This is a genomic window from Candidatus Parvarchaeota archaeon, from assembly GCA_016866895.1.
GTDB lineage: Archaea > Micrarchaeota > Micrarchaeia > Anstonellales > VGKX01 > VGKX01.
On sequence record VGKX01000246.1, the window covers coordinates 1 to 1,072 of the forward strand.

Below are 1,072 nucleotides of genomic sequence, written 5' to 3' on the forward strand. Positions count from 1 at the left end.
CTGCTGCTCATCTTCGCGTTCCCGCTGCTTGTCTTACCTTGCCGCAATCTTAATGCACCTCTCAATTTCCCTGATTTTCGCAATATTTTTCCTTGAGATACCCACAACAATTGATGGCACTTTGCCCGCATCAAATTCAATTCCATTCATGTCCATAATCAGCATTATGACAGCAGCCGATGTCCTCTTGTTTCCATCTTCAAACACATGGTCAATCAGCATAGCCCTTGACAGCATTGCTGCACATGCCAGCCAGTTCCTGTTTCTTTCACAGGTTTTCACAGCATAATCTAAGCTGCCAGGGTTCACAATATTCCCGTTTGAAAACTCCCTGTTCATGCCGATAATGTCTTTTTTGCTTAGCATTTTTATACGTATAAATACGTATAATATTTAAAGCTTTGGTTTTGACCCGCTGCAGCGCAGCCGCATAATGCAACAGGGAATACACAAAAAAACAGAACACTCACTGCTCCATATTCTTCCAGTCTTCAACAGAATTGACTTTCATTGTGCAGAACTTCTTTCCTTCCCAGTAAACCCAGCAGCTTTCCCCGAACTTTTCCCACCTGAGGCAGCCAACGCAAACAGGTGCGCCTGGCTTTGCCTGCTTCTTGGCTGCATCCTTTGCATCTTGCTTTCCCAAATCCTGCTTTTTTTCTTCAGTTGGCATTTCAGTATAGTTCCAATCAGCCTCTTATTAAATTTTTCCATCAGCCGCTCTTTTTAACAGCCGCCTTCACAGCCACTATCGCAACCTCAATCTGCCTCTTCTTCGGAACAGCAGTTGTCATTTTCTGGATCCATAAGCCGGGCTTAATCAAAAGGTTGACAATAAAATTGTCATGGACTCTCCCGCCAAGCCTCAGGATTTCATAGCTGATCCCTGCAATCACAGGCAGCAGCAGAATCCGCCACATGAATTTGCTCCAGAAAGGCATGGAAGACGGAATGAAGGTGTAGACAATTATGCTCGACAGAATTACAAGGCACAGGAAGGTTGTGCCGCATCTTCTGTGCACCGGTGAAAATCCTGCAACATTTGCAGGAGTGAGCTTTCTTCCATTTTCAT

General features: G+C 44.7%; 3 protein-coding genes. All 3 read right to left on the reverse strand.

Features of this window, described 5'->3' with window-relative positions; translation table 11 throughout:
* Positions 1–33 precede the first annotated feature (33 nt).
* A complete protein-coding gene (locus FJZ26_06285) occupies positions 34–366 on the reverse strand; it encodes a hypothetical protein (protein ID MBM3230014.1) in 333 nt (110 codons plus the stop codon).
* Positions 367–466: 100 nt separating this feature from the next.
* Positions 467–673, reverse strand: a complete 207-nt coding sequence (locus FJZ26_06290) for a hypothetical protein (protein ID MBM3230015.1) — start codon at positions 671–673, stop codon at positions 467–469.
* A gap of 40 nt (positions 674–713) precedes the next feature.
* A partial coding sequence (locus FJZ26_06295; GenBank protein MBM3230016.1) for a DUF1385 domain-containing protein occupies positions 714–1,072 on the reverse strand: 359 nt, incomplete at its 5' end.

Bases quoted from the DNA above. Each gene is read 5' to 3' on its own strand.
- FJZ26_06285 (MBM3230014.1), bottom strand. From the start codon at position 366: ATGCTAAGCAAAAAAGACATTATCGGCATGAACAGGGAGTTTTCAAAC.
- FJZ26_06290 (MBM3230015.1), bottom strand. From the start codon at position 673: ATGCCAACTGAAGAAAAAAAGCAGGATTTGGGAAAGCAAGATGCAAAG.